At 74.6% G+C, this 25760-nt stretch carries 24 protein-coding genes; 8 read left to right on the top strand and 16 right to left on the bottom strand.

Annotated features, from left to right (window positions below):
* The first annotated feature begins 33 nt into the window (after nucleotides 1-33).
* On the top strand, nucleotides 34-795 hold the full coding sequence (locus ACZ4K2_RS32995; protein WP_467479102.1) for a DeoR/GlpR family DNA-binding transcription regulator: 762 nt from the start codon (nucleotides 34-36) through the stop codon (nucleotides 793-795).
* A 118-nt stretch (nucleotides 796-913) separates the two neighbouring features.
* Here the strand turns inward: ACZ4K2_RS32995 and ACZ4K2_RS32990 are convergent, their stop codons facing one another.
* Complete coding sequence (locus ACZ4K2_RS32990; RefSeq protein ID WP_467479103.1) at nucleotides 914-1333, bottom strand: (2Fe-2S) ferredoxin domain-containing protein; 420 nt, start codon at nucleotides 1331-1333, stop codon at nucleotides 914-916.
* On the bottom strand, nucleotides 1330-3306 hold the full coding sequence (locus ACZ4K2_RS32985; RefSeq protein WP_467479105.1) for a heavy metal translocating P-type ATPase: 1977 nt from the start codon (nucleotides 3304-3306) through the stop codon (nucleotides 1330-1332). The genes ACZ4K2_RS32990 and ACZ4K2_RS32985 overlap by 4 nt, the downstream gene beginning before the upstream one ends.
* Before the next feature lie 107 nt (nucleotides 3307-3413).
* Here ACZ4K2_RS32985 and ACZ4K2_RS32980 point away from each other — a divergent pair, with 107 nt between their 5' ends.
* Nucleotides 3414-3827, top strand: coding sequence for an ArsR/SmtB family transcription factor (locus tag ACZ4K2_RS32980; RefSeq protein WP_467479106.1), 414 nt, complete (start codon nucleotides 3414-3416; stop codon nucleotides 3825-3827).
* Between the two features lie 440 nt (nucleotides 3828-4267).
* Nucleotides 4268-5560, top strand: a complete 1293-nt coding sequence (locus tag ACZ4K2_RS32975) for a cytochrome P450 (protein WP_467479107.1) — start codon at nucleotides 4268-4270, stop codon at nucleotides 5558-5560.
* 12 nt (nucleotides 5561-5572) lie between these two features.
* On the opposite strand, the gene ACZ4K2_RS32970 is transcribed toward ACZ4K2_RS32975, so the two are convergent.
* Complete coding sequence (locus ACZ4K2_RS32970) at nucleotides 5573-6130, bottom strand: GNAT family N-acetyltransferase (RefSeq protein WP_467479109.1); 558 nt, start codon at nucleotides 6128-6130, stop codon at nucleotides 5573-5575.
* Between the two features lie 62 nt (nucleotides 6131-6192).
* Nucleotides 6193-6606, bottom strand: a complete 414-nt coding sequence (locus ACZ4K2_RS32965; RefSeq protein WP_467479111.1) for a LytR C-terminal domain-containing protein — start codon at nucleotides 6604-6606, stop codon at nucleotides 6193-6195.
* A 156-nt stretch (nucleotides 6607-6762) separates the two neighbouring features.
* Between ACZ4K2_RS32965 and ACZ4K2_RS32960 the strand changes: the two genes are divergently transcribed.
* A complete protein-coding gene (locus ACZ4K2_RS32960; protein ID WP_467479112.1) occupies nucleotides 6763-7518 on the top strand; it encodes an SDR family NAD(P)-dependent oxidoreductase in 756 nt (251 codons plus the stop codon).
* Between the two features lie 90 nt (nucleotides 7519-7608).
* On the opposite strand, the gene ACZ4K2_RS32955 is transcribed toward ACZ4K2_RS32960, so the two are convergent.
* From ACZ4K2_RS32955 to ACZ4K2_RS32935, 5 genes are all read right to left on the bottom strand, one after another.
* Complete coding sequence (locus tag ACZ4K2_RS32955) at nucleotides 7609-8427, bottom strand: ABC transporter permease (protein WP_467479114.1); 819 nt, start codon at nucleotides 8425-8427, stop codon at nucleotides 7609-7611.
* Nucleotides 8424-9398: an ATP-binding cassette domain-containing protein gene (locus ACZ4K2_RS32950; RefSeq protein WP_467479116.1), complete on the bottom strand. Its 975-nt coding sequence runs from the start codon at nucleotides 9396-9398 to the stop codon at nucleotides 8424-8426. Before ACZ4K2_RS32950 ends, ACZ4K2_RS32955 begins: the two co-directional genes overlap by 4 nt.
* Before the next feature lie 129 nt (nucleotides 9399-9527).
* Complete coding sequence (locus ACZ4K2_RS32945; protein ID WP_467479118.1) at nucleotides 9528-10370, bottom strand: DUF4097 family beta strand repeat-containing protein; 843 nt, start codon at nucleotides 10368-10370, stop codon at nucleotides 9528-9530.
* 96 nt (nucleotides 10371-10466) lie between these two features.
* Nucleotides 10467-10988 (bottom strand): toxin-antitoxin system HicB family antitoxin, encoded by a 522-nt coding sequence (locus ACZ4K2_RS32940; RefSeq protein ID WP_467479120.1) that lies wholly within the window; start codon nucleotides 10986-10988, stop codon nucleotides 10467-10469.
* Nucleotides 10989-11243: 255 nt separating this feature from the next.
* Nucleotides 11244-11624 carry an antibiotic biosynthesis monooxygenase family protein gene (locus tag ACZ4K2_RS32935; protein ID WP_467479122.1) on the bottom strand — a complete coding sequence of 127 codons (381 nt, stop codon included), beginning with the start codon at nucleotides 11622-11624 and terminating at the stop codon, nucleotides 11244-11246.
* A gap of 203 nt (nucleotides 11625-11827) precedes the next feature.
* Between ACZ4K2_RS32935 and ACZ4K2_RS32930 the strand changes: the two genes are divergently transcribed.
* Nucleotides 11828-12817: an alpha/beta fold hydrolase gene (locus ACZ4K2_RS32930; RefSeq protein ID WP_467479124.1), complete on the top strand. Its 990-nt coding sequence runs from the start codon at nucleotides 11828-11830 to the stop codon at nucleotides 12815-12817.
* A 7-nt stretch (nucleotides 12818-12824) separates the two neighbouring features.
* Here the strand turns inward: ACZ4K2_RS32930 and ACZ4K2_RS32925 are convergent, their stop codons facing one another.
* The 6 genes from ACZ4K2_RS32925 to ACZ4K2_RS32900 all read right to left on the bottom strand — a co-directional run bounded on the left by ACZ4K2_RS32925 (nucleotide 12825) and on the right by ACZ4K2_RS32900 (nucleotide 19984).
* Nucleotides 12825-13484 (bottom strand): DUF642 domain-containing protein, encoded by a 660-nt coding sequence (locus tag ACZ4K2_RS32925; protein ID WP_467479126.1) that lies wholly within the window; start codon nucleotides 13482-13484, stop codon nucleotides 12825-12827.
* 74 nt (nucleotides 13485-13558) lie between these two features.
* Nucleotides 13559-14188 carry a DUF642 domain-containing protein gene (locus tag ACZ4K2_RS32920; RefSeq protein WP_467479128.1) on the bottom strand — a complete coding sequence of 210 codons (630 nt, stop codon included), beginning with the start codon at nucleotides 14186-14188 and terminating at the stop codon, nucleotides 13559-13561.
* 280 nt (nucleotides 14189-14468) lie between these two features.
* Nucleotides 14469-15749, bottom strand: a complete 1281-nt coding sequence (locus ACZ4K2_RS32915) for a cation:proton antiporter (protein ID WP_467479130.1) — start codon at nucleotides 15747-15749, stop codon at nucleotides 14469-14471.
* Between the two features lie 37 nt (nucleotides 15750-15786).
* A complete protein-coding gene (locus ACZ4K2_RS32910) occupies nucleotides 15787-17256 on the bottom strand; it encodes a cytochrome P450 (protein ID WP_467479131.1) in 1470 nt (489 codons plus the stop codon).
* Entirely contained in the window at nucleotides 17250-18362 is a 1113-nt protein-coding gene (locus ACZ4K2_RS32905) for an alpha-hydroxy acid oxidase (protein ID WP_467479133.1), read from the bottom strand. Before ACZ4K2_RS32905 ends, ACZ4K2_RS32910 begins: the two co-directional genes overlap by 7 nt.
* Nucleotides 18359-19984 (bottom strand): NAD(P)-binding domain-containing protein, encoded by a 1626-nt coding sequence (locus ACZ4K2_RS32900; RefSeq protein WP_467479135.1) that lies wholly within the window; start codon nucleotides 19982-19984, stop codon nucleotides 18359-18361. The genes ACZ4K2_RS32905 and ACZ4K2_RS32900 overlap by 4 nt, the downstream gene beginning before the upstream one ends.
* 232 nt (nucleotides 19985-20216) lie before the next feature.
* Between ACZ4K2_RS32900 and ACZ4K2_RS32895 the strand changes: the two genes are divergently transcribed.
* The gene (locus tag ACZ4K2_RS32895; protein WP_467479137.1) at nucleotides 20217-21755 is read left to right on the top strand and encodes a class I adenylate-forming enzyme family protein; all 1539 of its coding nucleotides are present in this window, start codon (nucleotides 20217-20219) and stop codon (nucleotides 21753-21755) included.
* A 109-nt stretch (nucleotides 21756-21864) separates the two neighbouring features.
* Here ACZ4K2_RS32895 and ACZ4K2_RS32890 read toward each other — a convergent pair whose 3' ends face one another.
* A complete protein-coding gene (locus ACZ4K2_RS32890) occupies nucleotides 21865-22464 on the bottom strand; it encodes a TetR/AcrR family transcriptional regulator (RefSeq protein WP_467479139.1) in 600 nt (199 codons plus the stop codon).
* A gap of 127 nt (nucleotides 22465-22591) precedes the next feature.
* On the opposite strand from ACZ4K2_RS32890, the gene ACZ4K2_RS32885 reads away from it, so the two are divergent.
* Entirely contained in the window at nucleotides 22592-24283 is a 1692-nt protein-coding gene (locus ACZ4K2_RS32885) for an amidohydrolase (protein ID WP_467479141.1), read from the top strand.
* Nucleotides 24276-25709, top strand: a complete 1434-nt coding sequence (locus ACZ4K2_RS32880; protein WP_467479143.1) for an APC family permease — start codon at nucleotides 24276-24278, stop codon at nucleotides 25707-25709. Before ACZ4K2_RS32885 ends, ACZ4K2_RS32880 begins: the two co-directional genes overlap by 8 nt.
* The last annotated feature ends 51 nt before the right edge of the window (nucleotides 25710-25760 follow it).

The raw sequence follows: 25760 nt of genomic DNA, 5'->3' as shown, positions 1-25760 counted from the left end.
GTTGTTCGTTTCCGGGTGGTGTTCAATCGCGGTATGAGCAACGCAGACCGGCACGGACTGATCGCGAAGGCCGTCAGGGACTCCGGCGGCGCCACGGTCCAGGAGCTCGCCGGGCTGACCGGCGCCTCGGAGATGACCATCCGGCGCGACCTCGACATTCTGGCCGCGCAGGGCGTCCTGGAACGCGTCCGCGGCGGGGCGCGCACCCTGCTGCTCCGGGGCGAGGAACCGCCCTTCGCGCTGCGCGCCCACGAGGCGGTCGACGCCAAGCGGCGGATCGCCGCCGAGGTCTGCGCGCTCATCGCCGACGGTGAGAGCGTCGTGCTGGACAGCGGTACCACCTGCCTGGAGGTCGCGCGCCTGCTGCGCGAGCGGCCCGTCACCGTGATGCCCCTGTCCCTGCAGGCCATCCACGTGCTCGGGGGGACGCCCGGCCCGGCCACGCTGCTCGTGCCCGGCGGGCGGCCCCGCGCCGCCGAGGGAGCCCTCACCGGCCCCCTCGCCCTGGCCTCCCTGGCGGCCCTGCGCTTCGACACCGCCGTCATCGGCTGCTGCGGACTGAGCGCGGCCGGCGGCCTGACCGCCTACGACCTCGACGACGCCGCGGTGAAGAAGGCGAGCGTCGCCTCCGCCCGCCGCACCGTCGCCGCCACGGACGGCGGCAAACTCGGCCGCACCGCCCACGCCTACGTCGGCCCCGCCGCCCTCCTGCACACCCTCGTCACCGACACCACCGCACCCGCCGACGAGACGGCCGCGATCGAGGGCGCCGGCACCGTCGTCAAGACCGTCTGACCACCGCGCCCGTCCTCGCGCAGGCGAGGACGCCGGGGCCGTTCCCGTCCGGCGCGGCGAGGGCGTGCGCGCGGGTGGACGGCGGCGCCCCGGCCGGCCACGGGAGCCGCGGCCCCGGTCAGCCGTCGGCGCCCCGGCGGACGCGGCGGGAGGGGGTGAACGCGTACAGGTCGAGGACGCCGGGCGGGTCGGCGAGCCCGGGGCCGGCCGAGCGCACCCAGGCGGCGATGTCGTCGGCGGTGGCGGGGTCGCCGGCCGGGCCCAGCCACACCGGGCGTCCGCCGGCCGCGCGTCCGGCGGCCGCGCGTCCGGCGGCGGAGGGTTGCACCACGATGACGTCGGCGTGCTCGCAGACGTCCGGGCAGTCCGTCACCCGCACCTGGGCGGTGCCCTCCAGTGCCCGGCGCAGTACGGCCAGGCGGGCGGCGGGGCCGGCGCCGGCGGTCCCGGTGGTGCCGCAGCGGCAGCCCAGGCAGACGGTGACGGTGCAGCGGGCCGTCTCCGCCGCGGCGGCGGTCTTGCGGGTGCGGCGGCTCATCGGCCGGTACCGGTGCGGGCGCGGCGCCAGGCGCCGTCGGCGAGCAGGCGCAGGCCGTTGAGGCCGACGATGACGGTGGAGCCTTCGTGGCCCGCGACCCCGAGCGGCAGGGGCAGGTGGCCGGCCAGGTCCCAGACGACCAGGCCGGTGATGAACACCGAGGCGATGACCAGGTTCTGCACGACCAGCCGGCGCGCCTGCCGGGAGAGGCGGACGACGGCGGGGATGGCGGCCAGTTCGTCGCGGACCACGACGGCGTCGGCGGTCTCCAGGGCGAGGTCGGATCCGGCGCGGCCCATGGCGATGCCGGTGTGGGCGGCGGCGAGCGCGGGGGCGTCGTTGACGCCGTCGCCGACCACGAGGACTTTCCGTCCGGCCTGTGCCAGTTCCCGTACCGCGCTCACCTTGTCCTGCGGCAGCAGACCGGCGCGCACGTCGGTGAGGCCGGCCTCGGCGGCGAGCCGGGCCGCCGCGCGGGGGTTGTCGCCGGTGACCAGCACGGGGGCGCTGCCGGTCAGCTCGCCCAGGGCGGAGACGGTGGCGGCGGCCTCCTCGCGCAGCCGGTCCGCGATGCCCAGCGTTCCCACGGGTGTGTCGTGCAGCGTGACCAGCACCGCGGTGCGGCCTTCCCGCTCCAGGTCCGCGGCTTGCGCGGCGGCGGGGTGGCCGGCGCGTCCGGCGAGGAGGCGGGCGGGGCTGCCGACGGCCACGGGCCGGCCCGCCACGCGTGCGCGCACTCCGGTGCCCGGCGCGGAGGTGAAGTCCTCCGCCGGCGGGATGCCGAGGTCGCGGCTCCGGGCGGCGTCCACGATCGCGCGGGCCAGCGGGTGCTCGCTGGGGTGCTCGGCCGCCGCCGCCAGCCGCAGCAGTTCGTCCTCGCTCAGGCCGGAGGCGGCCAGCGGGCGGATGTCGGTCACCCGGGGGGTGCCCTCGGTCAGCGTGCCGGTCTTGTCCAGGGCGACCGCGTCGACCTGCCCGAGGCGCTCCATGACCACCGCGGACTTCACCAGGACGCCGTGGCGTCCGGCGTTGGCGATGGCGGACAGCAGCGGGGGCATGGTGGCCAGCACCACCGCGCAGGGCGAGGCGACGATCATGAAGGTCATGGCGCGCAGCAGGGTGGACCGCAGATCGTCGCCGAGGGCCAGCGGCAGGGCGAACAGCACGAGGGTGGCGGCGACCATGCCGAGGCTGTAGCGCTGCTCGACCTTCTCGATGAACAGCTGGGTGGGGGCCTTGGTCCCGGAGGCCTCCTCGACCATGGCCACGATCCGTGCGATCACCGAGTCCGACGGGTCGCGCTCGACCCTCACCCGCAGGGCGCCGGTGCCGTTCAGGGTGCCGGCGAAGACCTCGTCGCCCTCCTCCTTGGCGACGGGGAGGGGCTCGCCGGTGATGGTGGCCTGGTCGACCTCGCCGGACCCGCTCAGCACCCGGCCGTCGGCGCCGATCCGCTCGCCGGGCCGCACCAGGATGGTGTCGCCCACGCCGAGCCGGTCGGTCGGCACCGTCTCCTCGGTGCCGTCGGCGGCGAGCCGGGCGGCGGTCGCCGGGGCGAGGTCGAGCAGACCGCGGACCGAGTCGGCGGTGCGGGCGGTGGCGACCGCCTCCAGCGCGCCGGAGGTGGCGAAGATGACGATCAGCAGCGCGCCGTCCAGCACCTGCCCGATCGCCGCCGCGCCCAGGGCCGCGACGACCATGAGCAGGTCCACGTCCAGGGTCTTCCCGCGCAGCGCCCGGAGCCCGGCCCAGCCGGGTTCCCAGCCGCCGGTGGCGTAGGTGAGGGCGAACAGCGGGCCCCACGTCCAGGCCGGCGCGCCGGTCAGTCGCAGCGGCAGCGCGGCCAGGAACAGCACCAGGGCCGCGGCCGCCCAGCGGGCCTCGGGCAGCGCGAGGATCCGGGTGCGCCGCCGGGGAGGCGCCGCCTCGCGGGCGGTGCCGGCCGGGGCCGGGCGGGTGAGGGTGGAAGACATCGAGGCGGTTCCCTGGAACGACGGCGGTGGAAGGGGTCCGGCCCCGCCACCGTAACAGGAATAAATGAACAACGATTCATGCGTTCATGGCCACGTACCCTGGGCGCATGGGTCACGGAGCCGCACCACCTGCCAGCAGCGCCCCGCGCACACGCCTGGACGCGGCCGTCGCCGCCAAGGTCGCCACCACCCTGCAGGCCCTGGCCACCCCCTCCCGCCTGCTCATCCTCGCCCGCCTGCGCGAGGGCCCGCTGCCGGCCACCGAACTGGCCGCGGAGGTCGGCATGGAGCAGTCCGCCTGCTCCCACCAGCTGCGCCTGCTGCGCAACCTCGGCCTCGTCACCGGCACCCGCCGGGGCCGCTCGGTCGTCTACGCCCTCTACGACAACCACGTCGCCGCACTCCTCGACCAGGCCCTCTACCACGTCGAGCACCTGCGCCTCGGCCTGAGCGACGCCGCGCCGCCCGACCCGGAGCCCGAGGCCGTCGCCCCGGGCGGCCGAGCCCCCGAGGGGGCGTGAGCCGGCCCCCGGCGAGGGGTGCACGGGCCTGGGCGGACACGGTCCGGCCGGGTCCCGGACGACGGCCCCCGCCCACGGCCCCGACCGCGGGGGCGGCGGGTCCCGCCCGGGACCGCGAGGCGGCCAACCTCCCTTCAGGCGGCCGGAGATGCCCTGGAAACGCTCCACATGCCATACCTGGGATATGTGGAAATATGGCATGTGTGGCATTCAGTGCTGAAGACAGGCGAGAGGAGTGCATCATGATCGCCAAGCTGCTCGGCAGGCTGTCCTTCAGCCGCCACTACGGTGCGTACGGGTCGCACGAATGGGACGCGTACGCCGGCGACTGAGCGGCCGCGCCGCCGGCGGGTGCTCCCTGGCGCCCGCCGGCCCCAGGTCACGCCGGCGACGATCGGCCTGGACAGCTACGAGGGCCGGGGGACGATCCCATGGGCCGCATGAACGAACCGCCGCAGGTGCGTGAAGGCGGTTTCGCCGCCTGGAGCCGCGACCGGCTGGCGCTGGCGCGCCGTGGCACCGAGGAGTGCGGAGGCGTCTGGCGACTGGAGCCGGGGGTCTACGTGGCCGCCACCGCCGAGCCGTGCGAAGCGGTCCTGCGCCGCGCGCAGGACTTCCCCAAGGCGCCCTCGCCCCTCTTCCCGCCGTTGCGGCGGCCGGACGGACAGCCGGCGCCCGGGGAGCGCGCGCGGGCTCACGCCGCCCGCATGCGCGGACTGCGCGCGCAGGCGGTCGCGTCCCGCATCGGTGAGATCGCGCCCCGGGCCGCCCGGTTCGCCGGGTCCTGGCCCGCGGGCCGGGACGTCGACGTCCTGCCCCTGGTCCGGCACGCCCTGGCGGAGATGGGCGTGGACTACCTCTACTCCGAGGACGCCCCCGCGCTGCTGCCCCTGGCCGGACAGCTCTTCCTGGCCCGGGAGGTGCTCGTACGCCCCACGCACTGGGTGTGGCCGCGCTGGGTCCCCACACCGGCGCGGCGGTTCCGCACCCGGCAGCAGATCGCCTTCACCGACGCCCTGCGGCCCGTCGTCCGCCGGCGCCGCTCCTCGGGCCGCCTCGGCGACGACATGCTGGGGCAGATGCTCCGGCCCTCCTCCCGCTACGGCCTGCTGCCGGAGGAGGCCGTCCTCGACACGCTCCCCGGGATCACCGTCGCCACCTTCGAGACGCCGTCCCGGGCGGCCGGCTGGATCCTGCTCCACCTGGCCCGGCACCCCCGCGCGGCGGACCGCGTCGCGGCCGAAGCGGCGGCCCTGCTGCCCGCGGACCCGGCCACGACGACCGCCACGCACGTCGACAGCCTGCACTACACCCAGGCGCTGGTGCGCGAGGTGCTGCGGCTGTACCCCCCGAGCTGGCTGCTGACCCGGAGCGTGCCGAGGCAGACCGAGCTCGCCGGCTACACCATCGAGGCCGGGTCCACCCTCCTCGTCTGCCCCTACACCGCCCACCGCGACGCGCGGGAGCACCGCGAGCCGGACCTCTTCCGGCCCGAGCGCTGGCTCGACGGCGCGGGCTCGCCGGAGGACCCCGGGGCCTTCCTCTCCTTCGGTACCGGACCGCACGGCTGCGAGGGGACCGCCCTGGCCATGGCGATGCTGACGCTCCTCACCGCGCAGACCGCCCGCCGCTGCCGCCTGCACGAGCCGCCCGGACCGGGCCCCAGCCACCGGGTCGCCACCTTCGAGGGCCTGACGACCGCCGGGCTGCGGCTGCGCGCCACCCCGCGGTAGCCGCGGGCCTGCTCACGGTCCGCCCGCCCCGTGCCGTGCGTCGAACTCGTGGGAGAGGATCCCCAGCAGGACGAGATCGTGGTGGCGGCCGGCGAAGAAGACGTGCTCCCGCAGGCGTCCCTCCTCGACGAAGCCGAGCCGGCGCATCAGTGCCAGCGAGGCCTCGTTATGGGCGAAGATCCTCGCCAGGCATCTGTGGTAGCGGCGCTCGGCGAACATGTAGCGCAGCAGCAGCACCAGGGCTTCCGTCGCGTAGCCCGCGCGCCGGTGTTCGGCGGCGATCGCGACGTCGAACTCGAACCAGCCCGAGCGGGGGCCGGTGTGGTGGGAGCCGACCGTGCCGACCGGCTCCCCCGTGGCCGTCGACTCCACCACCAGCCGGAAACGGTCGTCCCGGCTCCCATCGACGGCCTGCTCCCTCGCCCAGGCACGCCAGCTCTCGGCGGACCGCGGCAGTTCCAGCCGGCTCCCCCGCCGTCCGTCGTCGTCGGCGAAGCGCCGGAACGCCGTCCAGTCGCCGGGTTCGACGGCGCGCAGGCGCACCCGGCTACCGGTCCAGGACGATGCCATGCCTCATTTGACCAGCCGCGGTGCGCGCGGGGCGGCGGGGCACGCCGCGGCGGGTGCGGTGCTCAGCCGGTGACGGCCGGCAGGTCGGCCCCGATGGTCAGCGTCACGGCGGTGGTCCCCTGCCCTGCGGCCGGGACGGCCGCCAGGCCGGGCAGGTGCCCGGCCAGTGCCCGGGCCTGCTCCGCCTGGCCGGGGCCGTAGGTGAGCGTGGTCCTGTCGACCGGCCGGGGCGCGTTGCCGGTGGCCGCGATCCGGAAGCCGAGGGAGCGCAGCCGGTCGGCGACCTTCACCGCCTCGCCCGGGGTCCCGGTGCCGTTGAGCACGGTGACCTGCACGGTGCCCGCGGGGGCGGGCAGATGGGCGGTGAGCTTGCGCAGGTCCGCCTTGGTCGTCTCCCGGTCGTGGTTGAGGGCGGTGAACAGCTGCCGGGCGGCGGGCCGGCACCGGCAAGGGGCGGGCGCCCGGCCCGCGGCCACCCCGCCCCGCGGGCACGCGCCGCCCGGGTCGAAGCCGGTGTCATGACGACGCCGTCGCCGTACGGCCTTGATCCTGGCTTCACACCGCTCGATCTAGAATTCATTCTGGTTTTATGGGCAGCCTGCACCGCAGGCGATCACGCAAGGAAGCGTCCAATGAGTTCTCTCAGCCTGCAGGGCAAGTCGGCCATCGTCACCGGAGGCGCCTCCGGCATCGGCGGAGCCATCACGAAACTGTTCGTCGCCCGCGGCGCCCGGGTGGTCGTCGTCGACCTGCAGCGGGAGGCCGGGGAGGCGCTCGCCGGCGAGCTGGGCGACGCGGTGGTCTTCCTGCACGGCGACGTCTCCGACCGGGCGGTCGCCGATTCGGCGGTCGCGGCGGCCGTCGAGCACTTCGGGAAGCTCGACGTCCTGGTGAACAACGCGAGCGTGTCGCGGCAGAAGCCGTTCGAGGAGCAGACGGACGACGACTGGAATCTCGCCATGGACACCAGCCTGTACGCGACCCGCAACTTCATGCTCGCCGCCCTGCCGGAGCTGAGGAAGGCCGGCAGCGCCTCGGTCGTCAACTTCGGCTCCGGTGCCGGACTCGACGGTCAGCCCAACCAGGCCTCCTACGCGGCGGCGAAAGAGGCCATCCGCGGCCTGAGCCGTGTCGTGGCCAATGAGTGGGCGTCGCTGAACATCCGCGTCAACGTGGTCTGCCCGATGGCCCTGACGGCCGGCGTGGCCCAGTGGGCCGAGGCCCGCCCCGAGCAGTACGCGCTGTCCGCGGCCAAGGTGCCGCTGGGCCGGTTCGGCGACCCCGACCGGGACGTCGCGCCCATCGTCGCCTTCCTCGCGAGCGACGACGCCCAGTACATGACCGGCCAGACGGTGATGGCCGACGGCGGCGCGATCAAGCTCCGCTGATCGCCCCGCCGAGACCCCGCCACCGCACCGTCCGCGCACCGGAGGGGTCGGGGTGCGCCGCCCGCGTGAGGGGGGGCGGTCGGTCGCGGATTATTTCGGGTCGCGCTGGAAGGCCGCCTTGGACCAGAAGTAGCCGAGCGTGGTGAGGGCCAGGCACCAGGCGAGGGCGAGCCAGCCGTTGTGGCCGATCCCGGTGCCCAGGAGCAGGCCGCGCAGGGTCTCGATGGCCGGGGTGAACGGCTGGTACTCGGCGATCGGCCGGAACCAGCCCGGCATCGCGTCCACCGGCACGAAGGTGCTGGAGATGAGCGGGAGGAAGATCAGCGGCATCGCGTTGTTGCTCGCGGCCTCGGCGTTGGGGCTGACCAGGCCCATGCCGACCGCGATCCAGGTGAGCGCCAGGGTGAAGAGCACCAGCAGCCCGAACGCCGCGAGCCACTCCAGGGCCGTGGCGTCGGTGGAGCGGAAGCCGATGGCCACGCCGACGGCGCCGACCAGGAGCACGCTCACGACCGACTGCACCACGCTGCCGACGACGTGCCCGATGAGGATGGAGCCGCGGTGGATGGCCATGGTGCGGAAGCGGGCGATGATGCCCTCGTTCATGTCCATGGCGACGGAGACGGCGGTGCCGATCGTGGTGCTGCCGATGGTCATCAGCAGCAGGCCCGGCAGGAGGTAGGCGATGTACGCGGAGCGGTCGGCTCCGCCGCCCCCGATGCCGGCGCTCATCACGTCGCCGAAGACGTAGACGAAGAGCAGCAGGAGCATGACCGGTGTGAGCAGCAGGTTCAGCGTCATGGACGGGTAGCGCCGGGCGTGCAGGAGGTTGCGGCGCAGCATCGTGGACGAGTCGCGCACGGCGAGGGAGAGTCGGGAGGGGCGGGCGGGCGCCGCGGTGGTGCTCATCGGGCGGTCTCCTTGGTCCGGTCGGTGCCGCCGGTCAGGGCGAAGAACACGTCGTCGAGGTCGGGGGTGTGGACGGTCAGCTCGTCCGCCTCGATGCCGGCCGCGTCCAGCCGGTCGAGGACGGAGCGCAGTTCGCGCTGGCTGCCGCCCGAGGGGATCCGCAGTGTGAGCGCCTCGTCGTCCCCGGCGGCCTCCCGCAGTGCGGTGGCGGCGGACCGGAAGGCGGCCGGGTCACGGAATCCGAGTCGTACGTGTCCGCCGGGGACGAGCCGCTTGAGTTCCCCGGCGCTGCCCTCGGCGGCGATCCTGCCGTCGTTCAGCACCGCGATGCGGTCGGCGAGCTGGTCGGCCTCCTCCAGGTACTGGGTGGTGAGCAGGACGGTCGTCCCGCCCGTCACCAGTTCGCGGATGACGCCCCACATGGTGTGCCGGGAGCGCGGGTCGAGGCCGGTGGTCGGTTCGTCGAGGAAGATGATCCGCGGGTTGCCGACCAGGGTCATCGCGATGTCCAGGCGGCGCTTCATGCCGCCGGAGTAGGTGGCGGCGGGCTTCTTCGCCGCGTCGGCGAGGTCGAACCGTCCGAGCAGTTCGGCGGTCACCCGCCGTCCGTCCCGGCGGGTGAGGTGGTGCAGGTCCGCCATCAGGAGCATGTTCTCCTCGCCGGTGATCAGGCCGTCGACGGCGGAGAACTGCCCGGTGACGCCGATCGCCGCCCGCACCCCGTCCGGGGAGGTGGCGATGTCGTGGCCCGCGACCTGGGCCTGCCCGCCGTCGGCGGACACGAGGGTGGAGAGGATCTTCACGACGGTGGTCTTGCCGGCGCCGTTCGGGCCGAGCAGCGCGAAGACGGACCCGGTGGGGATGCGCAGGTCGACGCCGTCGAGGACGGTCTTGTCGCCGTACGCCTTGCGCAGGCCGACGGCGGTGACGGCGGCCGGTGCCGGCCCGCCGCCCTGTCTGGACGTGGGCATGACAGATGAAGGCATGGAGTCCTCCCGTTCGAGGAGTCGGGTGACGGGGGTGGAGCGGCAGGGGTGAGCAGGGGTGCGGGTGACCGGCGGAGGGGGACGGCGCGGGTGGGTGGTGCCGTCGGGAGGTGCTCAGGCCGTGGCGTGGCGGACGTCGATGTTGCCGTACCGGGTGCGGGCGCGGATCTTGACGGTGTCCTCGGTCTGCGCGGGAGTGTCGGACGCGGTGAGCATGTTGTGCACCCGTCCGGCGCCCGAGTGTGCGTCGAGCCAGGCGGCCGTGCCCTCGCGGATGCCGATCTCGATGGCGCCGTAGGAGGTCTCCAGCTGGACCTCGCCGCGGGCCACCTCGCCCACCCGCAGCGTGCCGTGGGCGGTGGTGGCGGTGAGCGAGCCCTCGGCGCGGGTGATGTCGATGTCGCCGTTGGCGTGGTTGACCCGCAGGTCGCCGATGGCCGCGCCGACGGTCGTGGAGCCGTGCGAGTTCTTCAGGACGGCGGGGCCTTCGAGGAAGCCGACGCGGACGCTGCCGGAGCTGGTGGTGATCTCCGCCCCGCCCTCGACCCGGTCCACGGTGACCGAGCCGTGGGCGGCGGTCAGCTGGAGCCGGCCGGTCGTGTCCAGGCGGACGTCACCGCCCGAGGTCTTCACCCGGACCTCGCCGAGCCGGCCCTGGCCGAGCACCTGGGTCCAGGAGCCGGTCGCTTCCACGCGCGAGCCCGTGGGCAGTTCCACCAGCACGTCGACGGCGCCGGTCGGCCCGATGAACCGGCGTTCCCTGGTGCCGATGGTCAGGACGCCGTTCGCGTAGGAGACCTCGGTCTGCTCGGCGGCCCGGACGTCCTTGTCCCGCCCGGGGTCGCCGGGCCGCACCTCGACGAGGGTGTCGGACCGGTCGCTCGCGGCGAAGCGGACGGAGCCGGCGCCGACGTGGGCGACGACGGCGATCGGTTCGGGAGTGTCGAAAGAAGGCATGGCTGTACCGTCCTCATGAGTCCTGGGAGCGTCCCCGCTGGTGGGACGTGGTGTGGTGGTGCTGTGCTTCTTCGAGGTGCGGGGGCCGGGGCGCGGTCAGCGCACCCAGCCCGTGAAGCTCTGCCCGATGCCGGCGGCGCGCTCCGCGGGGCGCGGTGTGCCGCCGCCGCCGTCGACCGCGGCCGACACGGCCCGCACGAGCCACGCGTTGACCGACAGGCCCTCGCGGTTCGCGGCCTCCTCGGCGCGCGCCTTCAGGTGGGCCGGCAGTCGCAGGTTGACGCGGGCGGTGCCTCCCTCGTCGTCGGCCGGGGCCGGGGCGGGGAGCGGTCCGGCGGGCGCGGCCGCCGGCCCGGAGGTGGCACCACCGTCGGCGGGCGGCGGTGTCACGACGAAGTCGGGGTCCAGTCCGCGCAGCCGTACGTCGACCGAGCCGGGGGCGAGTTCACGGGTGATCTCGTCCATCGCGGCGGAGAGCACGTTGAGCATGGTCAGCCGGGTCGCCGACGCCAGGGGGGCCGTGAGCCGCTCGGCCAGCTCGCGGGCTTCGTCGCCGCCGGCGTCGGCAGCCACCATGAGTTCGCGGTGGATGGTGTCGACATACGGGGTGAGGTCCATGACGCCATCATGGCACCACCATGGCACCACACGCAAGCAGCCAGGGCGACTTGCGTGTGGCGCGATGAGCCCGTCCGCTGTGACCTGCGGAAAAGGCGCGGGAGGGGGTGGAGGAGACGGTGGCGTCGGTCCTTCCAGGTGCCTCCGGTGGCGCGGAGTGGCGCCATGTGATGCCAGATGGCGCCAGTGGTGTCGTGGGATGCCAGTGGTGCCAGGTGCCGGTCGCCCCGGCCGGGCCAGGGCGAGCCGGGCCGGTCAGTCCGCCGTCGGGCTCTGCGGGGCCTGTTCCCGGGTGAATCCGTGGCTCCGCTCCACCTTCGCCACGTGCAGCGTGTAGCTCTGGTACCAGTCGGCCCGTCCGCGCCGCTGCGCCGCGCGGTGCTCGGCGTCGCTCCGCCACTCGGCGAGGGCGTCGGCGTCGCGGAAGTACCCGACGGTGATGCTCAGCCCGCCGGGGGTCTGCGCGTGGTCCATCCCCAGGTACCCGGGAACGTCCTTGACGAGGTCTTCCATACGGGCGTTGGTCTCGCCGTAGCCGCTCTGCTCCTCGGTGCGCACGCTGGTGAAGACGGCTGCGTAGTAAGGGGGTTCATAGGCCTCGACGGGCGCGACAGGCGCTTCCGGGTGATCACTCATGGCGTCACGGTAAGGCGGGGCTCGCCCGGCGATCCAGCGTCTTTCCCGGACGGGAGGCAAGAGGGATCCAACTCTTGACCGAAGCCGTCCGGCGCCCTGTCCTGCCGATTTGCCGGAACGGCAAAAACGCTCACGTCCGCCGGCCGCCGGGCCGGATGATCCGTGGGGTGAACGCGGTCCGTCCGGTGAACCGAGGAGAAGCCATGCACCCGTCCCCGTCGTCCGCCGGTCCACACCACCGCACCGTCGCGGGGCCCGCCGGGCGCCTGCACCTGGTCGAACAGGGCAGCGGCCCGCTGGTCCTGCTCGTCCACGGCTTCCCGGAGTCCTGGTACTCCTGGCGCCACCAGCTTCCGGCCCTCGCGGCGGCGGGGTACCGGGCCGTGGCGCTGGACGTGCGCGGCTACGGCCGCTCCTCCAGGCCGGCGGCGCGGGAGGCGTACCGGATGGTCGAGCTGGTGGAGGACAACGTCGCCCTGGTACGCGCCCTGGGCGAGGACAGCGCGGTGGTCGTCGGGCACGACTGGGGCTCCGGCATCGCGGCGGCCTCCGCCCTGCTCCATCCCGGGGTCTTCCGCGCCGTCGGGCTGCTGAGCGTCCCCTACACGCCGCCCGGCGGCCCCCGCCCCGGCGACGTCTTCGCGCGGATGGGCGGCGACGAGGAGTTCTACGTCTCCTACTTCCAGGAGCCCGGCCGGGCCGAGGCGGAGATGGAGCCCGACGTCCGGGGCTGGCTCGCGGGTTTCTACGCGGCCCTGTCCGCCGGCACCATGCCCGGCCCGGGCGAGCCCGACCCGCACTTCGTGGCCCGCGACGGCGGCCGGCTGCGCGACCGCTTCCCCGGCGGCGGGCTGCCCGCCTGGCTGACCGAGGCGGACCTCGACGTCTACGCCGGGGAGTTCGAGCGCACCGGGATGACCGGCGCCCTCAACCGCTACCGCTGCATGGACCGCGACTGGGCGGACCTCGCCCCGTACGAGGGCGCCCCGGTCAGGCAGCCGTCCCTGTTCATCGGCGGCGCCCTGGACGCCTCCACGACCTGGATGGCCGACGCGATCGACGCCTACCCGGTCACCCTCCCGGGTCTGGCCTCTGCCCACGTCCTGGAAGGATGCGGGCACTGGGTCCAGCAGGAGCGCCCCGAGGAGGTCAACCGCCTGCTGACCGCCTGGCTCGCCTCCCTCCCCGCCTGAACCCCGCCTACCCGTGGGAGGCGGCTGCCGGGTGAAGGGCCACGTGGGTGATCTGCGGGCCGCAGTGCGGCAGGGACGCGGTGGCGGACTGGGAGGCGAACCGGATGACGGTGTCGTCCTCCCGGGCGGTGAACTGCCTGGTCCTGGGGGTCCAGTGGGGCTGGTGACCGGTGCCGGACGGCCGGTAGGTGACGGCGCGCGTCTCGCCGATCACGAGCTGGTAGGGCTGGTCGGCGGCGTTCTTGTCCAGGCAGCTCTGTTTCTCCGGATCGGGGCCGGCCGGGTCCTGGGGGGCTCCGGGCCAGGTGTCGGGAGCGTCCTGCCAGGTGAGTTCGTAGCTCTGGCCGGCCGTGGTGGCCACGCTCTGGCCGATGGCGCCGTTCCGTGACCCGGTGAGGTCGGCGGCCTGGCCGTCGTCGAGGTGGGCCAGGGACGGGCTGTAGAGGTCGATGTCCTCGCGGGTGAGTGACCAGTGGGCCGGGCCGCGGGCGGAGTCGCCCGTGATCCGCAGGTAGGCGCCGGCGGGGGCGGCCGGGTCGGTGAAGGTGCCGTTGCGGACCGCCGGTCCGGCGGCGGCCGCGGTGCCGTGCGCGGTCGCGGTGAGGGGACCCGGCGCGGTGAGCCAGGCGGTGGCGGCGAGCAGGCAGGCGGTGGCGGTGTGTTTCACGCTGGGGCTCCTCTGCGCAGGGGGCGCGCCGTCCCGCGGCGGCACGCCCCTCGGGTGCGGGCGGGACCGCGTGGTCAGTTGCCGCCGCCCCGGAGTTCCTTCAGCGAGATGCGGGTGACCATCGCGCCGCAGTGTTCGGGGGCCACGTAGTTGTCGGAGGCGGAGATGAACTGCACGACCGTGTCGTCCGCGGTGGCGGTGAAGTCCAGGGGGCTGGGGTCCGGCGGCTGCCAGGACGAGGTGGGGGTGTAGGTCCTGGCCCGCTGGCCGGTGACGGCGACCTGGTACTTCTGGTTCTCGGCGGGCTTGACCCCGCACCCCTCCCAGGTCTCGGTGCGTTCCTGCCAGGTCAGCCGGTAGCGGGTGCCCTCGTCGAGGTGGACGACCTGCCTGATGGTGGCCTTGGGGCCGCCGGTCAGGTCCGCGGCCTGGGCGCCGCCGGCGCCCGCCTCGTGCTCGGAGAAGATGTGCACCTCGCCGGCGGTGACCTCCCAGGGCGCGATGGGGGCGTCGGTGTCCGAGTTGAACGGCTTGTAGCGCTGCTCGCGGGTGACGCCGGGGCTCAGGAAGCTGCCGTTGCTGACGAGGTTGGGGCCGACCGGGCCTGCCGCGGCCCGGTGGGGAACGCCGGCGTGTGCCTGGGTGAGGGGGACCGTCAGGAGGGTCGCGGCGATCAGGCCCACAGCTCGTGCGGTGAACGACATGCGGTGTCCTTTCGTGGGGGGCGGGGACGGTCACACACCCCCGGGTCGTGACCGTGTGTGCCTCTCGCATGCCCATCACTTCGGCCCCGGCATCCCCTCGTCACCCGTCCGTGGCGCTCCCGAGGGAGCACCGGCGCGCGGTGTACGGGCACGTCACGTATCGGCGTACGCCCGCGCGCGGAAGAGTGGGACATCAGCTTCCGCACACGGTGCGTCCCGGGGTTTCGGTCGCTGTGCGTGACGATGGGCCGGCGTCGCGCCCGGTGCGGGAGGGCGCGGTTCAGATCGGGGTGTTCTCCCCCGGGGCCGCCGGGGCCGGTGCGGGCTCCGCCGGCCGCCGGGAGCGGTCGCGGCGGTCCAGGAGGGCCAGCACGGGAGTCGTCATCAGGGTCGTGACCAGGGCGACGATCACGAGCACGCCGAACAGGGCGGGCGAGGCGATGCCGGCGGCCAGTCCGACGTTGATGGCGATGAGCTGCATGAGGCCGCGCGCGTTCATCAGGGTGCCCACGCGGACGGCGACCGCCTGCGGTTCGCCCAGCAGCCGTGCGGTGGCCCAGCAGGCGCCGAACTTGCTGACCACCGCCACCGCCACGCAGGCCGCGGTGAACAGCAGCAGCCTGCCGTCGGAGAGCAGCGTGAAGTCCGTGTTCAGTCCGGAGTAGGCGAAGAACAGGGGCAGGAACACGATGCGGCCGAGCGGTGCGAGGGAGGCCACCGCGCGGGTCACCACCGCGTCGCGGGGCACGGCGACGCCGAGGCTGAAGGCGCCGAACACGGCGTACAGGCCGATGCGGTCGGTGTACCACGCGGCGAGGAACAGCAGCAGGACGGTGACCAGCAGCATGTGCTCCCCGGTCAGCCGTCGCGCCCGCTCCAGCAGCAGCGGCCGCAGGCGGAGGAGGACCCCGAGGAACACCGCGAGCCCGGCCGTGCCGGCCACCGCCGTCAGGAAGGTGCCCGGGCCGCCGCCCGCCATGCCGAGCACCCCGGCCAGCAGCACCCACGCCACGGCGTCGTCCAGGGCGCCCGCGGCCAGGGACACCGCCCCGAACCGGGTGTCCGACAGGCCGCGCTCGGTGATGATCCGGGCCATCATCGGGAAGGCGGTGATGGCCACCGTCACCCCGACGAACAGGGCGCCCACCGTGGCCGAGACCCCGTCCGGGTAGAGGCCCACGGCGTCGCGGGCCGCCCAGGCCAGTGCGGTGCCCAGCAGCAGCGGGACGACGATGCCGGCCGCCGAGACGGAAACCGCGGTGCGGCCCACCGACCGCAGCCGGTCGGTGCGGAACTCGTACCCGGCCAGGAACATGAAGACGACGAGGCCGATCTGCCCCGCCACGTAGAGCACGGGCCGGATCTCGTCCGGGAACAGGGCCTCCTCCAGGCCGGGTGAGGCCAGGCCCAGCACGGAGGGGCCGAGCAGCACGCCGGCGACCATCTCGCCGACCACGGGCGGCTGGCCCACGTGGCGCAGGAGCCGGCCGACGAGGCGGCACACGACGAGGACGACGGCCACGGCGAGGAAGAACGCCGGGCCCAGCTCGGTGGTCGACAACGGTGACTCCTCAGGGGTGCGGGGTGGGGGCCCGCCGTCAGGCGTCGCGGCGCGGGTAGGGGCAGGTGGCCGCGGGCCGGTCCGGTCCGGCCGCGGCGCCGGGCACGCCGTGGCCGTCGTGGCCGTCGTCGAGCGGGCGGCCCTCGGTGTCGTGCCGGGCGAAGTACGCCGCGGCGGGCCCGGTGCGGCGGGCGTCCAGCACCATCCAGGTGCCGAGGACGAGTTGCAGCAGGCTGCGGCCGACGTCCTCGGCCCGGTCGCGGACGGCCAGGGCGGTGCGCAGGGCGGTCCGCAGGCGTCGCGGGACCGGCCGGTCGCGGGGGAAGAGCAGGCAGGGGGCGCGGTGCGGGATGGAGCGGGTGTGGCCGACGGAGGAGTCGAGCACGTAGCGGGCCAGCACCTCGCGGGTGGCGGCGCGCATGACGACCGGTGCCAGGCGCCAGGCGGGGCAGGGCCGGTTGGCGGCGACGCCGAAGGGGATGTGGTGGGCGTCGCGCACGGACAGCGACTCCCAGCGCTCGGGGTCGAAGCGTTCGGGGTCGCGGTGGCCGGCCGCGTGGTAGTCGGGGTAGCTGAAGGCCAGGACGGAGCCCGCCGGGATGGTGGGCAGGCCGTCGAGCGTGAGGTCCGCGGTGGTGATCCGGTGGGCCACCCCGAACAGCGGGTAGAGGCGGAACGTCTCGTGCATGACGTGGGTCAGGTGGCGGTCGTCGTCGGGGCCGGCCGCCACCCGTCGCTGCGTCCCCGGGTGCTGCGCCAGGACCAGCAGGAGGTGGGCCATCGCCTCCGACATCTGGACGACGGCGGTGTTGAAGAAGGTGCCCTGGAGGTAGAACGCCTGCTGGCGCCGGCTCAGGCCGGCGGGCAGCGGGTGCGGCACGTCACCGGCCGCCAGCCGGTGCAGCAGGTAGCGCGTCAGCCGGTGCCTGCGGCGCAGGTGGCGCGGGCGGGTGCACTTCAGGGCGTTGACGACGTCCTCGGCGTTGGCGACGATCAGCCGCCGGGCCTCGTCCGGGCAGGGCTCCTGGAAGACCAGTTCGTAGAAGAACCCGGCCCACACCGGCATCATCAGGTCGCGCAGCCGCACCGATCGCACCCGGCCGGTGCCGGCCGCCGCCAGGGCCTGCCGGGTGAGCCGGGCCGCCGCGGCCGACAGCTGCGCCGACGGGCCGGAGAGGATGGCGAGGGTGTGCCGGGCGACCTCGTCGTAGCGGGGGCCGGCCTCCAGGTGCTCCTGGTGGACGTCGGCGCCGGGCGCGAGCCAGTACCAGAACAGGTCGGACAGGGCCGCGCCCTTGCTGCGGCCCCCGGCGGCCGGGTGGCCGTAGACCTCCTGGAAGCGGTCGGGGCCGAAGACGGCGTTGGGCAGGAGCAGGGCCTCGTCGCCGTTGACGCGGGCGAACACCCTGGTGCGCAGGGCGACGACGCGGCCGGGCAGCCAGGCCGGTGCGGACAGCAGCAGTGCGCCGCCCGCCGCCAGGGCCGCCGCCTTCGCCCGGCTCACCATGTCCGCTCCCCCGACCGGGGCCGGTGCGCGGGCCCGCGCGGGACCACCTGGTCGGCGGTGAGGTCCCGGGGCCGGTGCCCGCCGGTGAGGGCGAGGACCTGGCCGAAGTCCTCGCGCAGGGCCGTGAGCGCCTGCCGTACGCCTGCCTCGCCGCCCGTGGCGAGGGCCCAGAGCACGGGCCGTCCCACTCCGACGGCGCGGGCTCCGAGCGCGAGGGCCAGGGCGATGTCGGTGCCCCGGCGGACGCCGCCGTCCATGAGGACCGGTACGCGTCCGGCGGCCGCCTCGGCCACCGCCGGGAGGGCCTCGACGGATGCCGGGGCGGCGTCGAGCTGCCGGCCGCCGTGGTTGGACACGAGCAGCGCGTCCACGCCCCGGTCCACGGCCGTGCGCGCGTCCTCGGGGTGCAGCACGCCCTTGAGCACGAGCGGCAGGCCGGTCAGCTCGCGCAGCCGGCCCAGGTCGTCCCAGCCGGCCGGCCACATGGCGATGTCGCGTGTGCCGCCGGGCGGGCTGCCGGGCAGGCCGCGCATGTTCTCGGCCGCGAGGCCGGGCGGCAGGTCGTGGAAGCCGTTGCGCAGGTCGCGGGTGCGGGTGCCGAAGACCGGGGAGTCCACGGTGACGACGAGCGCGGAGCAGCCGGCCCGTTCGGCGCGGCGCACCAGTTCGGCGGTGACGTCGGGGCGCGGCTGCAGGTACAGCTGGAACCAGACGACGGCCTCCGGGTCCACCGCGCGGGCGGCCGCGGTGACGTCCGCGACGGCGGTGGTGGCGGCCATCCCGGTCACCAGCGGGGTGCCGGTCGCGGCGGCGGCGCGTGCGGTGGCCAGTTCGCCGTCGGGGTGGGCGAGCCGGTGGAAGGCGGTGGGCGAGACGAACAACGGCGCCGGCCACTGCCGGTCCAGCACGTTCACCCGGGTGTCGCGGTCGGTGTTGCCGCGCAGTATCCGGGGCAGCAGGGCCAGCCGGGCGAAGGCGTCCTCGTTCTCCCGGAGCGCCGTCTCCCGGCCCGCGCCGCCGGCGAAGAAGTCGTAGTGCTCGGGGCTGAGTTCCGCGCGTGCCCGCCCGGCCGGGCCGGGCGGGGGGCCGGCTCCCGGGCCGGTCATGCGCGGGGGGCGGCGCTCTGCCCGCCGGCCGGGTGTTCCTCGCCGGCGGGCAGCCGGGAGGCGAGGAAGGAGCGCAGCGGGCCGACGTGGACGCCGGGGTCGTCCCACTCGTTCTCCAGGTTCTCGGTGAGGTGGTGCTCGGCGACCGCTCTGCCGGTGCCGTCGGGCAGGAAGTGCCGTACGACGGGGTGGAGGTAGCGGGCGTCGAGGCCGCCGGTGTCCTGCTGCGGGGTCCTGCCGACGGTGATGTCGAAGGGGTCGACCCGGTCGTGGTCGGCGCCGTACTCCAGGGTGACGGCGAAGTAGGCGGCGAGGTCGCCGAAGTCGCCCCGGGCGGCGGCCTCGTGCAGGTGCGCCACCGGTACCTCCTCGCAGTGGCGGACCGTGCCGTCGGCGCCGACCAGTACCGCGTCGCCGAGGAACCCGAACATCTGCCACAGCGCCGAGGTGCGGTTGACCCGCCGGACGAGCGTGTCGGTGACGGGGCCCGGGTCCGCGGGCAGGGCGGTGTGCGGCCACTCCCGGTCGTGGTAGCGGTGTTCGAGGATGCGGTGCAGTGCCCGTACGCCGTACCGGAAGCCGTGGATGAAACCGCTGGTGGACTTCTTGAAGTCCAGGGACTGGGTGATGGTGCCGGCGAAATAGAGGCCGGGCACGTTCACGGATTCCCAGGCGTTGGTGAGCCGCGGGAAGCGGTCCTTGACGACGAGGTCGGGGCGGCAGTCGTCGTCGAAGATCGAGGCGTCGAAACGGAATCCGGTGGCCAGGATGACCCGGTCGTAGGAGATGTCTTTCACGACTTCTTCGACGCGGGCGAATCTCACGCTGACGAGATAGGTACCGTCCGGTTTCCGGGCGATGCGCAGGATGTCACCGTCCAGTACGGCGTTCTGCGACTTGAGCTGGTAGGTGTCCAGGAAGTTGTTGTTGACGGCCCGGAGGTGCCCGACGAAATGCGTCCGCCAGGCGAGTTTGAGCGAACCGGGTCCGGCGACGTGGATGACGGCGGCGGTCTCGATGAGGTGGTCGGCGGTCTCGAAGGCGGAATTCCCGCGGCCGATGATCAGTACGCGCCGGTCGGTGAACTCGGCCGGGTCGACGGACACCTCGGCGTAGTGCTCCGCCTCCCCCGCGCCCTCGATGGGCGGCACGTAGGGTCGTGAGACGCCGGTGGCGACGATGATCCGGCGGGCCCGGACAACGTTGCCATGCCGGTCCGTCGCCAGGAACGGGCCGCCGCCGGGCCGGCTGACGCGGGTGATGCGGGTGGCCGGGCGGATGCGCAGGCCGTGCGCCCGGGCGAAGTCCGCCAGGTAGCGGACCATGTCGTCGGCCGGCGGGAAGTAGCGCGGGGAGTAGGCGGTGAAGAGCGGGCCCTCGTCGGAGAGCAGTGAGTTCCAGTCGACGCGCAGCCGCATCTCCGGATCGCTCCACCCGGTGTGCACCTTGTTCGAGGAGATGAGCGTCCGGTGTCTGGGGAAACGGGTGAAAAAGGCGCCCGGGGCGTCGCCCTCGTCGACGATGAGGTAATTCCTGCCGCTTTTTTCGAGGAAGTAACCGGCTTGCAGGCCGGCGGGCCCGCCGCCGATGACGAGATAGTCAACCTGTCCTAAGTCAGACATGGGTCGTCCTGCCTTCCGTCGGGGCGGGAAAAGACATTACTTGATCTTTAAAGCATGCGACTAGACCGCCTCCGTGTGGCGTAGGTCACAGGATTCCCTGGGTGGTGAATCCGCCCCGTCGGCTAACGTGAGGGCGATTGACGGCCGGGTCCGCAGCCCCTCACCCGGAATGGTCGCTTTCCAGTCATTCACCGCCTTCGCGCCGGTTTTTCCGGCACAGAGGGGAGACGAAATGGACGAAAAGCCCGGGGACGTCTTTCCGCAGGCCCTCCTCGACGCGTTCCGCGCCGCCCCCTCCCTGCCCGCCTTCGAGTACCGGGGCCGCGTGGTGGACCGGGCGGAGGTGCTCGTGCTGGTCGCCGCCTTCGTGCGGGGGCTGCGCGCCGCCGGCCTGGCCGCCGGGTCCCGGGTGGCCCTCGGCACCGGTGTCACCCCGGAGGCGTTCGCCGTCCGGGTGGCCGCGCACGTCGTCGGGTGCGAGGTGGTGGGCCTGCGCCCGGGGCTGACCCGCGGGCACCTGCACGACATCCTCGCCCGCGGCGTCGGCGCCGTGGTGACGGACGGCACCGGCGGGCCGGCCGGGGCGGCCGCCGCGGCGGCGGGCGTCGCGGTGCTGCGGACCGACGGCGTGCTGCGGCGGGCCGCGCGGACCGCGCCGGGCCCCGGCGAGCTGACCGCGCGGGGCGACCGCGGCGGCGTCGGCGTCGTCCACCTCACCAGCGGCAGCACCGGCCGCCCCAAGGGCGTGATGGTGACCTACGGCGCCCTGTCCGAGGGCTGGGCCCTCCAGCCCGCCCGCTGGAGCGAGCGCACCCGGCGGCTGGCGGCACGGTACGAACGCTTCCTGCTGTTCGGCACGCTCACCAGCGCCGTCATGTTCGAGCACCTGGTCCTGGCGCTGCTGGGCGGGGGCACCGCCGTCATACCGGACCAGCCCCCGCACTTCCCCGAGGTGTTCGCCGACCGGCGCGTCACCGCCTGTCTGACGACGGTGCCGCGCCTGTACGGCATCCTCGACGCCGTGCGCCACCGGGCGGTGGACACCGGCAGCCTGCGGGCGCTCGTCGTGGCCGGGTCCCCGCTGGCGCCGCACCGGCTGACCGAGGCGTCCGAACTGCTCGGGCCGGTGGTCCACCACGCCTACGGCCAGACAGAGACGGGCATGCTGACCGTCCTGGAACCGGAGGAGCTGGCGGCCGACCCGGGCCTGGCCGACAGCGTCGGACGGCCCCTGGACACCGTCGCGATGTCCGTGCGCGACGAGGACGGCCGGGAACTCCCCACGGGCCGGACCGGCGAGGTGTGGGTCCGGACGGCGGACGCGTTCCGCGGCTACTGGCAGGACCCGGCGGAGACCGCGGAGGTCCTGCGGGACGGCTGGGTCCGCACGCGCGACCTCGGCCGGCTCGACGCGCAGGGCCGGCTGCGCCTGGCCGGCCGCACGCGCGACATCGTCATCGTCAATGCCGTCGTCCACTACGCGGGCCCCGTCGAGCGCGTCCTGGCCTCCCATCCCGGCGTCGACCAGGCGTACGTCGTCGGGGTGCCGGACGAGCGGACCGGTGAGGCGATCCACGCCTTCGTCGTCCCGCACCCCGGGGCCGCGCCGGATGCGGACGAACTGCGCCGGCTGGTGGCCCGGGAGCTCGGCGAGGGCGACGTGCCGGCCGGGATCACCCGCATCCGCGAGGTCCCCGTGGCGCCCAGCGGCAAGCCGGACAAGGCCGCGCTGCGTGCCCTGCTGGAGGCCCGCCCCGGCACCGGCCCGTGAACGGCCCGGCGCCCGCCGCGGGCGCCGGGCCGCGGCGGATCCGGCGGCGCAGACGTGACGCGGCCGCCCCGGTCACCGGCCGGACGCACCGCACCGGCGCCGGGGCCGCTCACACGGCCGGCGCGCCGAACACCCGGGCGGCGTCGAACATCGCCTCGGCGGCCCGCCCCACGCTGATCCGGGTGTTGCCGGCCACGATGTGCAGCCCGTACGCGTCCTCCAGCGCCACCAGGTTCAGGGCCGCCGTCGCGGTGTCCAGCGAAAGGTCGAACACCCCGGCGCCGGCCCCCCGCTCCAGTACGGCGCGGTACGTGGCCAGCTGCCGCTCGTACATCGCCTCGACCAGCGTGGTGTGCAGCGGCGAGCTGCCCGCGACCACGTCGAACTCGTACAGCAGGCGCATCAGCGCGTCGTCGGGCCCCGTGGGCAGCCCGGCGCGGATCGTCTCCCCCAGCAGCCGTGCCGGGTCCGCGATGGTGTCCCGCAGCGCGTCGCGCCGGTCGCAGAAGCGCTCCATGCCCGCCCGGTAGGCCTCGCTCAGCAGCGCGTCCAGGTCGTCGTAGTAGTACAGAACCGCACCCCGGGTCAGCCCCGCCCGGCGCGCCACGTCGGCCAGCGAGAGGGAGCGCAGTCCGGTGCGGGCGGTGGTGTCGATCACCGCCTGGATGAGGTGGGCGCGGCGTTCGTCCTGGTTCTTGGGGCGGGCCATGTCTTGACACTAGCGGAGGTTGTCATGACACTCGACCCATTCTTTGACGCTGATGGCAAAAAACTCGCGCACCGTCTCCGCGCGCCCTCGCGCCCGTTCGCAGTGCGGCCCAGAACCGAGGACCACCATGCTCGACACCCTGATCACCGGCGCACGTGTGCGCACCTTCGACGACGCCCGGCCGTGGGCCGGCGCCGTCGGCATCACCGGCGGGCGCATCGCCTTCGTGGGCGAGGAGACGGACGCCCCCGCGGCCCGCGAGCACCGCCGCCTGGACGGCGGCCTGCTCACCCCCGGCATCATCGACAGCCACAACCACCTGCTGCTCGGCTTCGACCCCGACGCCGTCAGCCTGGAGGGGGCCGACACCCTGGAGGAGGTCCGCCGCCGGCTCGCCGAACTCGCCGGCGCGCGCCCGGACCTGACCTGGATCTGCGCCGAGAACGCCGTCTACTCGGTGGTCCACGGCCGGCGCCCGCGGGCCGGGGACCTGGCCGGCATCACCTCCCGCCCGGTCTTCGTCACCACCTACGACCAGCACTCGGTGTGGCTCAACGACGCCGCCGTCCGCGCGCTGGGGCTGGACGACGGCGGCGACATCCCCTGGGGCCGCCCGGAACGGGACGCCGACGGCCGGGCGACCGGATGGGTCACCGACTTCTACACCAGCGCCATGACGACGGCGGGCCTGGCCGGCCTGCAGCGCGACATCCCGATGTACTCGCCGCAGCGGCGCTACCGCAAGCTGCTCGGCAGCCTGGAGATGGCCACCGCCGCCGGCATCACCACCGTGGTCGAACCGCAGGTCCCGCTCGCGGAGATCGACCTGTTCCGGCGCGCGCAGGACGAAGGACGCCTCAGCTCCCGCGTCATCGCGGCGCTCTTCCACCCGATGGGCTCCGACGGTGCGTTCCGCCGCAGCCTGCGCCAGGCGGCCGACACCGCGCCGAGCGGCGACCGCCTGTCGTTCGGCCCCGTCAAGCTCTACGCCGACGACGTGATCGAACCCCACAACGCCTGGATGCTGGAGGACTACGCCAACCGGCCCGGCCACCGCGGCCACCCCTCGGCGCCGCTGGGCGAACTCACCCAGGTCGTCACCGAGCTGGACCGCCTCGGCTTCCAGACGCACACCCACGCCACCGGCGACGGCGGCATCCGCCTCGCCCTGGACGCCGTCGAGCACGCCGCGCGCACCAACGGCACCCGCGACCGCCGCCACGGGCTCGTGCACGTCGAGTGCCTGGCCCCGGAGGACCTGCCGCGCTTCGCCCGGCTCGGGGTCACCGCGGCCATGCAGCCGCGCCACTGCTCCCCGGACCTGGTGGCCGGCACCTGGATGGAGAACGTCGGCGAGGCCCGCTGGGACCGGGCCTGGCGGCTGCGCTCCCTCATGGGCTCCGGCGCCCACGTGGCCCTCTCCAGCGACTGGCAGGTGGGCGAGATGGACCCGCTGGTGGGCTTCTACTCGGCCCTGACGCGGGCCGGGCTGGACGGCAGGGACGCCTGGACCCCGGCGGAGCGCCTGGGGCTGGACGAGACGCTGCGCGGCTACACCGCCGAGGGCGCCTGGGCCTGGCACCGGGAGGACGAGTACGGCGTCGTCCGCGAGGGCGCCCGGGCGGACCTCGTCGCGTGGTCCGCGGACCTCTACGCGCTCGAATCCGATCCGGCGGCGCTGCTCGACCAGCGGGCCGAGGTCACCTGGGTGGGCGGCGAGGTCGTCCACGAGGCCGCCACGGCGCGCGCCACCGCCGGCCACTACGGCGCGCCCACGTCCTGTTCCGCCCGGGCCGAGGGCGGTCACGCCCATGCCTGAGGTCTCCCCGCGGCCCTCCGGGGCCGCCGCGGCCGTCTCCGAGGACGCGGCCGCCCCGCGGGGCGCTGCCGGGCCGGGCCACGGCGCGCCCGGGGGCGCCCGGCTGCGCGGCGGTCTGAAGCTGCGCCACATCGTCTTCCTCGGCCTGGCCTTCATGGCGCCCCTGGCGGTGTTCGACACCTTCGGCCTGGTCTCGGAGGCGACCGGCGGCCATGTGCCGCTGGCCTACCTGGCCGTGCTCGTCGCGGTGGGGCTCACCGCGCTCAGCTACGCGCGGATGGCCCGCCGCATCACCTCCGCCGGGTCCGTGTACACCTACGCGGGCAAGGCGCTCGGGACGCCCGTGGGCTTCCTGGTGGGCTGGTCCGCCACGCTCGACTACGTCCTGCTGCCCATGCTCAACGCCCTGCTGGCCGCGATCTACATGGGGGCCGTCCTGCCCGCGGTCCCGGCGTGGGTGTGGGTGCTGTCCACCGTGGTGATCTGCACGGCGCTGAACCTGGTGGGCGTGCGCCTGGCCGCCCGGGTGAACGTGGCGCTCGTGATCGTCCAGGCCGGGGTGGCCGTCGCGTTCCTGTTCTTCGCGGTGCGCGCGGTCCTCACCCACGGCCGGTCCTTCGGGAGCACCGGGCTGGACCCGGCCACGGTGTCGCTGCCCGACCTGTTCGGCGGGGCGTCGCTGCTGGCCCTGTCCTTCCTGGGGTTCGACGCCGTCTCCACGCTCTCCGAGGAGGCCGAGCGCCCGCGCCGGGACATCCCGCGGGCCATCCTGCTCATCGTGGCCGCCGCCGGGGTGTTCTTCCTCGCCGTCACCTACGTCATGCAGACGCTCTTCCCGGACGTCTCGGCCGTGGGCGACATCGTGGGCGCCTCGCCGGAGATCGCCCGGTACATCGGCGGCGCCGCGTTCCAGACCGTCTTCGTGGGCGGGTACCTCACCGCGGTCCTCGGGTGCGGGCTGACCCAGCAGATGAGCGCGGCGCGGCTGCTCTTCGCCATGGGGCGCGACGGGATGCTGCCGCGCGCGGTCTTCGGACGGGTCGATCCGCGCACCGGTGTCCCGGCCGTCAACGTGCTCGTCGTGGGCCTCATCGCCGCCTCCGCGGTCTTCCTGGACCTCGGCAGCGCCGCGTCGCTGATCAACTTCGGTGCGTACGTGGCCTTCGCCGCGGTGAACCTGGCGGTGATCGGCTTCTGGGTCCGCGACCGGCGGGCGGGGCGGGCGGAGGCCCGCGGGCCCGCCGCCGCCGTGCTGCAACTGCTGCTGCCGGGCCTCGGGTTCGTCGTGAACGCGGCCCTGTGGATCAGCCTGGACACCCCGGCCAAGATCGTGGGCGTCGTCTGGGCGCTGGCGGGCGTGGGGATCCTGGCCGTGCGCTCGGGCGGGTTCCGCCGCCCGATACGGACCCCGGACCTGGCGGAATGAACTCCCCCGCCGCCGTACCGGCCGGCGGCGGGGGCGCATGCCGGTACCGCG

Source organism: Streptomyces sp. NPDC025833 (assembly GCF_055558055.1).
The sequence above is the reverse complement of the archived record's forward strand: the minus strand, read 5'-3'. Positions and strand labels throughout refer to the sequence as shown.